We start from the raw sequence: 7,286 nt of genomic DNA on the forward strand, positions 1-7,286 counted from the left end.
GAATGAAATACAGTTGAACCTGGCAGATATGGAGTTTGCCAGGTAGATAATTATTTATATTGTGATGTGCGCCCGCTGAACTTCATCAGCGGGCGTTTTTTATGTATATTCTTACCGGTAAATGATAAAAGTCTTCTGAAAGTGTCCAATTTTCCGGATGTCGATCATTGTTATAATAAATGTTAAGATCATGAAGGAAGATAGCGTTAAAATATCAGCTGATGGTATTCAGAACTATCAGAAAACATGGGACCGTAAATTCAATCAACTGGAACAAACACTTAAAAATAAAAAAATGAAGACAAAAAACAACCGCGGTAAAAACATTGCTTACTGGATAACCACCATACTCCTGGTACTGGGAATGGCCTCAGGAGGAATAGCGCAATTGCTGAGAGTGAAACAAAATGTAGAAGGAACAGTTCACCTGGGGTATCCTGTTTACATCATGTCGATCCTTGGTACATGGAAGATATTGGGCATACTTACTTTATTGCTTCCAAAGTTCCGGCTGCTGAAGGAGTGGGCATACGCGGGTTTCTTTTTTGTTCTCAGCGGGGCAGTAATATCTCATATAGTAAGCGGGGACAATTTTTCACGATTCGGGGCGCCCCTTATTTTTGTACTTCTGACAATAGCCTCGTGGGCGTTGCGTCCCGATGACCGGAAGCTACCGGTAAGTACGCTGGCATTATAGGTTTGCAGTTATAATTAATAATTTAAAAAAACAACGAAAATGAACGAGTATCTTTTATTATTCCGCCAACCGGATTATGATTACAGCAATGCTAATCCCGAACAAATGCAGGCACTTGGTAAAAAATGGCAGGATTGGGTAGGTGGTATTGCCGCCCAGGGAAAATTTGTGAACCATGGCCCCCGCCTCGCCATGGAAGGTAAAGTGCTGAAACCCGGAGGGGTTATTACCGACGGGCCTTTTGTAGAAATTAAAGAAAAGTTAGGTAGTTTTATCACCATAAAAGCAGCCTCATTGGAAGATGCCGCTACGCTGGCACATGGGTGTCCGGCTATTGACCAGGGCGGCAGTGTAGAAATCCGGCCTGTTTACGTTAATCAATAACTCAGATAAGCCTGCATAACCGGGCATTATGCAGGCTTATCCTTACCTCCTGTCAAGAATAGAGCGTGAGCAACAAACATCAAACCATATCACAGCTGTTTCAATCAGAATTTTCCAAAATGGTGGCCGTGATCACTAAGATATTTGGCCTTCAGCATATTGAGATCGCTGAAGATATTGTTGGTGATACATTTTTACAGGCAGCAGAAACATGGAAAGAAGAAGGCATTCCTTCCAATCCAAGGGCATGGCTGTATTTAGTAGCCAAACAAAAGACCATCCAGCAATTCAGGCGTGATAAAATTTTTGACGAAAGGGTACTTCCGGAAATTCAAAAAAACCTGGTCGTAAGTGAAGTGATTGAAGTGGACTTTTCAGAAAAAAATATCAAGGATAGCCAGTTGCAAATGATATTTGCCATCTGTAATCCGGCCATTGCAAGTGAAGCGCAGATAGGGCTTGCATTACGTATCCTGTGCGGCTTTAGTATTGATGAAATCGCCCAGGCTTTTTTAACCAATAAAGAAACTATCAACAAAAGGTTATTTCGTGCAAAAGAAAAGCTGCGTACAGAAGGAATCAGGATGGAAATGCCGGCTGATTCAGCCATCAACAACCGGCTCGACAACGTATTACATGTTATATACCTGTTGTTCAACGAGGGCTACTATTCCGCCACCAAAAACCAGGTTGTCCGGAAAGAATTTTGCATGGAAGCATTAAGCCTGGGGTTCCTGCTGACAGAGTTTCCCGTAACTGCGCAACCCAAAACCAATGCATTGGTTGCATTAATGTGTTTTCATGCGTCAAGACTGGACGCACGGCAGATAAATAACAACCATTTCATTTTATACCAGCACCAGGATGAAAACCTATGGAACAGGGAGCTTATTATCCAGGGTAAAATTTTTTTAGACCTGTCTGCTGAAGGAACAGAGATCAGCTCCTATCATTTAGAAGCCGGTATCGCTTTCCTGCATTGTGAAAAAGAAGATACCGCAGAAAAATGGGATAGCATTCTTCAGTTGTATAATTTACTGCTGCAAATAAACTATTCACCCACCGTGGCACTTAACAGGACATATGCCTTATATAAAGCCAGGGGAAATGAAGTAGCTATCGCTGAAGCAAATAAACTAAAGCTTACCACCAATCATTTCTACTTTGTGTTGCTGGGAGAACTTTATACGCGCGTTGATAAAGAAATAGCGAAGGAGCATTTTCTTCGCGCCATATCACTGGCTCAAACTGCTACAGACAAGCTGACCATTAAAAGTATGATAGACCTACTTTAGGACGCTGGCTTTCACCCCGTGGCGTGAAAACCAGCCTATAATACTGCTAAGTTCTGTAAGCTTTTAATACATTCATCACCCAGGATCTTCCCCATTGTTCGATTTGTTCTTCCGTCCACAAGTACGGATAAAAAATCCTTTTCTGAAATCTTGGCGGCAGGTATTTTTGCCAGTTGGTACCACCCGTAGCGGCAATATCTACCGGATCGCGTTCCAGATACCTTACTGCCGACTTATAGTGTGACAAGGGCCATTCCACGTTTACAAACAGGTCCAGCTTTCTGAGTTCTTCTTCAACAGCGCTCATGTTTTCCCCGCGCTGCTGCAATGTTTTATACAGGGACGAGAAATTGCGGTCAATATTGTTTTGGGCCAGCTGCAGCAATTGCACTGCATATTTCGCAATGAATTGTTGCAGTGTAAGTGTTTGTTTACCGGTAGATAATTCCGAAGCGCCATATTTCCAGTAAATATATTCAAACTGTTCTGCTGGCGTGGCATGTTTCAATGCTTCTCTTTTGCTCAGTGTTGCCAGTTGAATAAGTTCGGTGGAATGAATCTCGATCATACGATACTGTGCAGACTGGAAGCCGCTCGCGGGAAGCAGCGACATCCTGAATTTCAGGAATTGTTCTTTATCCATTCCGTCTACCATGATATCGAAAGAGGATACCAGGGCTGTGAAATAAGCATTGATCCTTTTAAGCCTGGATGCAAAAAACGCAGGCGTGAGTGAAGTATGGTTGCTTATCTGTTTGCATTCGTGCAGTGCCAGTTTAAAATAGAGCTCTGTGATTTGATGATACATGATAAAGATCTCTTCATCCGGGTAAGAAGTTTTCGGATGCTGAAGGCTCAGCAATGTATCCAGGTGGATATAATCCCAATACGTAAGATAATCTGCATAAAGAAGGCCATCAAGGTACGCCGTGATGTCCTGTCCCATAACAGCATACTTCTCCTGCAGCAGGGATAGCCGGTCTTTAATTTCAGGTGTTATTTCCATTTTGGTAATTATTGTTTTGGTGTGATCAATTCTTTACTGATACCCAGAAGCCGGGCTGCTGTGAGAAAAACATCTTCGAAGCTGTTGTATAACGGCACGGGGCTAAGCCTGATAACATCCGGTTCACGCCAGTCGCCCAGAATATTGCTGGCTGTTAACGCATGGAAGATCTCTTTGGCTTTGTATCGGGCAATAACAGATAACTGGGCGCCTCTTTCTGTTTCAGCCGAAGGAGTGATGATTTTGTATTGCTCAAAGCCGAGCGTTTTATTCACGTCATTGATAAGATAATACAGGTAGGCGGTGAGCTTCCTGCTTTTTTCCCGGAGAGGACCAATGAAGCCGGCTTTCTCAAAAATTTTAAGCGAAGCATGGTATAGCGCCATTGGTATCACCTGTGTGCAGCTTACCTGCCAGCCATCAGCGCCGGATCCGGCAACAAATCCTTTTTCCATTTTGAATCGTTGCTGTTCCTGGTATCCCCACCAGCCGGCAAAACGGTGGAGCGAGGTATCAGAAAAATGTTTTTCATGCACAAAGATCCCGCTGATTCCTCCCGGGCCGGCGTTCTGATATTTATACGAACACCAGCACGCAAAGTCGATATCCCAATCATGCAGTTGCAGTGGTACGTTGCCTGCAGCATGTGCCAGGTCGAACCCTACCACCGCACCGGCGCTGTGGCCTGCTTTGGTGATAGCCGGCATATCGAACCACTGCCCGGTGAAATAATTTATACCGCCAAATAACACGAGCGCCAGCTGATCGCCGTGACGGGCAATAGCAGCCACAATATCTTCCGTTCGCAACGTAGCCTCGCCTGCACGGGGCGCCACTTCAATAATTGCCTCTTCCGGGTCATAACCGTGGAACCTTACCTGGCTCTCCACTGCATACTGGTCGGAAGGAAAGGCGCCGGCTTCCATAATGATCTTAAACCTGTTGGCCGTGGGGCGATAGAAGCTCACCATCAGCAGGTGCAGGTTCACCGTGAGGGTGTTCATAGGGCATACTTCCCCGGGACCGGCGCCAACGATATTGGCCATCAGTCCCTTCAATTCTTTGTGATAGTACATCCACGGCGTTTCCCCTTCAAACCATCCTTCAACCGCCAGATTCGCCCAGTTATTCATTTGCTGATCGATATAATTGCGGGCTGTCCGAGGCTGTAACCCAAGCGAATTTCCACACATATAGATGAAAGGAGTCCCGTTCTGCTCAGGAAAAAGGAATTGATTTCTCAGGTCGTGTAATGGATCTTGCCTGTCCAGGCTTTGCGCAAAAGCCAGATTGTTCTCAAAAATCATGTAGATAAGTATGTAATGGTTGGAAATTGCGCACACAGACATTGCTGTCAGTGACGTCGGAAATTATATATGCTGATAAGCCGGATAATTGCAGCAGGATGCTGCCGGCAGGAGGAGCGCCTGCTAAGAAGGTCTGTTGATGATATTCTTATAAATATTCTCCATTGGTTGTAACGTCGGGCAAAACAAATATAAATTGCTTACACTGCCAAATAAATTTGCAATGATGGTATCGGTTCTTTACCCGGGTATCTAACACAAAAATATTGTCTAATATTGTTCAGTAGGTTCCAAACACCTTATTTCACCTGTATTACCGGAATAAACTGATATGTACGATATAAAAATACAATCGCCATTTACCCGCTACCCTGTTGCCTATCCCGGTTGCAATAGCGAAAAAGCCGTTAGCCTGTACCAGGAGATCAATTGGGAAGATCTTTACCAGCAGATTGAAGCCAGTGGAAGCAGCCCTGAAAATTCATTTTATTATTTTGAAATAAACAGGCAGAATAGTCACGGCGAGAAGGAAACCCTTTGTATTTCGGGCTGTATGTGGGGCCATGTTGGAATAGGATATATGCGTCCGAAAATGGAACGCAAAGGATTTTTCAAGAAAAAAGATGTGCTCAATCCCCAATTCAGTACACAAATGGATGGCTTGGATACTCCCTTTGCATGGTCCTGCCTGGACGCTTTTATGAAGGGGAATACCGCCTTCCTGGAACAAAACCTGTATAATAAAGAGGAGGATTGATCAAACCCTGTTTGTTGTGTAAATAAACCTTGCGGAGGTCAGGACGGTACAGGAAAGTTGAACGGAAAAAAGATTTTAAATTGCTTCTTTTACCGTTATGTATCTATCCAGAAAGAACTTTCTTCGAATATCTTCCGCATTGGCTGCAGGTACGCTGACAGCAACACCCGGCCGTTTACTATCTTCTATGCTTGCACCCATGGCCGGCGACTTAATGGGCAACCGGTTCCTGACCTTCAACTGCGTTATCCGTGTTAACCAGATAGAAGTTTCAAGGGACAAAAATGTTGGAATGGACGAACGGGAATTACATACGCCCGGGCGTGTGAGCGCCTTTCGTGAAGCAGTGGAATCGGGCTTCCCGGGGGCAAAGATGACATGGGCGTTCAGCTGGCTGGCATTGAACGACATGACCGACAATTATGTGAAGATAAGACAACAGGTCAGGGAATATCATCATCGCTATGGCGACGATGTTACTTTCATACCCGGCGCATACTTTGCCAACGCTTATAATTCCGTGGAGCAGGTGAACAAGGACCTGCATGATGGTATAGCCCTGGCATCGGGCATATTGGGCAACGGCTATCGTCCCAAAAGCGTAGTTGCTGGATTCCTGGCAGCAAAGAACCTCCAATACCTGGCGGAAAAGGAAAACATTCATGTGTGCCAGGGCAATATCTGGAGCCAGTTCTCCATCGATAACCAGGATGGAGACGGCTCCGTATGCTATCCTTACTATCCTTCCAAAGAACATTTCTGCAAACCGGCCCAGGGCAAAGCGGATTTCATCGACTGTGTGAACCTTGACGGCTGGACAATGGATTTCCTCGCAGCAAGAAGAGATGGCTTTGCAGAGCATTTCAACAGCAGGATGGGCGTAGGGCCGATAGAAACCATTGGAGCATTCGGAGCAAGTACGGGGCTCAGGGAAATGATGCACAGTACCGCTATACACTTCGACGGCGGATACCAGCTGAACGGCTTTGCATGGGTAACCAATTGCTGGGAACTAAGCCTGCCTATCGATGTTGCCGGTCTAAGGGACTGGCTGAGCGCCATCAAAACCCGCTGGCCCGCTACGCGGATGATCACGCAGGGTGAATTCGGACTGATCTGGCGAAAACATTTCACCTCAAATACTTTCAACTACCGGTTCACCGAAGAGGGATCCGGCATTGGTGGATCGGATGCAGATAAAGAGATCCGCTGGTTCATGAACAAAGATTTCCGGCTGGCGCTACTACGCAACTGGCAGGAATCTACACCGGAAAAGGTGATTGACTTTACCCGTTATGATGTTCCTGCAAAGGAGCCGGATACCCTTACCCGCAAATGGAGCCTGCTCGGTGAAATCAACCAGAAAGGAACACGGCCACAGGATACACCGGTACCGTTAGCCCAATTGAGCGCTGATGACAGGGCGCTGATTCACCGCCGGTTGCCTGATCTCCGTGATTAGTTCGAGGGCGTTGCCGCATAGCTTCAATGCGGCCTGATTGCAGTAAACAGTTTACCAGGTACAGTGGTATCTATAATGATACAAATTGCCAACAATATGATACAAATTGATGAAGCGATTAAAAAAAGTCTGGTTAACTTTTAGAAAGTTTATTCACATTAACCTCCTAAAAATTATCTTATGACCAAAAGGACTCTACTTTTGACTGCAGCCGTTATCCTTAGCTGCGGTTTTAGCATGAAAGCAACTTCCGCGTTCAAACAATCAGCTTCTTCACCAGGCCTTTATAAACCCGCTTTTGCCTGGAATTTCATCTATGCATTCGGCAATGGCCCCATCTCCGGCTTAAGCTGGTCGGGCAATTATTTGTATGTTTCT

The 7,286-nt window shown here is 45.3% G+C and carries 7 protein-coding genes; 5 read left to right on the plus strand and 2 right to left on the minus strand.

Annotated features, from left to right (window positions below; translation table 11 throughout):
• Positions 1-190 precede the first annotated feature (190 nt).
• The 3 genes from VN105_RS23205 to VN105_RS23215 all read left to right on the plus strand — a co-directional run bounded on the left by VN105_RS23205 (position 191) and on the right by VN105_RS23215 (position 2,376).
• Positions 191-697, plus strand: coding sequence for a DoxX family protein (locus VN105_RS23205; RefSeq protein WP_325644700.1), 507 nt, complete (start codon positions 191-193; stop codon positions 695-697).
• Positions 698-736: 39 nt separating this feature from the next.
• On the plus strand, positions 737-1,081 hold the full coding sequence (locus VN105_RS23210; protein ID WP_325644702.1) for a YciI family protein: 345 nt from the start codon (positions 737-739) through the stop codon (positions 1,079-1,081).
• A gap of 65 nt (positions 1,082-1,146) precedes the next feature.
• On the plus strand, positions 1,147-2,376 hold the full coding sequence (locus tag VN105_RS23215) for an RNA polymerase sigma factor (RefSeq protein ID WP_325644704.1): 1,230 nt from the start codon (positions 1,147-1,149) through the stop codon (positions 2,374-2,376).
• A gap of 46 nt (positions 2,377-2,422) precedes the next feature.
• Here VN105_RS23215 and VN105_RS23220 read toward each other — a convergent pair whose 3' ends face one another.
• Both VN105_RS23220 and kynU read right to left on the minus strand, forming a co-directional pair.
• The gene (locus VN105_RS23220; protein ID WP_325644706.1) at positions 2,423-3,382 is read right to left on the minus strand and encodes a tryptophan 2,3-dioxygenase family protein; all 960 of its coding nucleotides are present in this window, start codon (positions 3,380-3,382) and stop codon (positions 2,423-2,425) included.
• An 8-nt stretch (positions 3,383-3,390) separates the two neighbouring features.
• Positions 3,391-4,731, minus strand: coding sequence for a kynureninase (gene kynU / locus VN105_RS23225; protein ID WP_325644708.1), 1,341 nt, complete (start codon positions 4,729-4,731; stop codon positions 3,391-3,393).
• Positions 4,732-5,020: 289 nt separating this feature from the next.
• On the opposite strand from kynU, the gene VN105_RS23230 reads away from it, so the two are divergent.
• Together VN105_RS23230 and VN105_RS23235 are read left to right on the plus strand one after the other, a co-directional pair.
• On the plus strand, positions 5,021-5,446 hold the full coding sequence (locus tag VN105_RS23230) for a hypothetical protein (RefSeq protein ID WP_325644710.1): 426 nt from the start codon (positions 5,021-5,023) through the stop codon (positions 5,444-5,446).
• A gap of 97 nt (positions 5,447-5,543) precedes the next feature.
• On the plus strand, positions 5,544-6,908 hold the full coding sequence (locus VN105_RS23235; RefSeq protein ID WP_325644712.1) for a DUF3863 domain-containing protein: 1,365 nt from the start codon (positions 5,544-5,546) through the stop codon (positions 6,906-6,908).
• The last annotated feature ends 378 nt before the right edge of the window (positions 6,909-7,286 follow it).

This window comes from Chitinophaga sp., from assembly GCF_035564935.1.
Lineage (GTDB): Bacteria > Bacteroidota > Bacteroidia > Chitinophagales > Chitinophagaceae > Chitinophaga.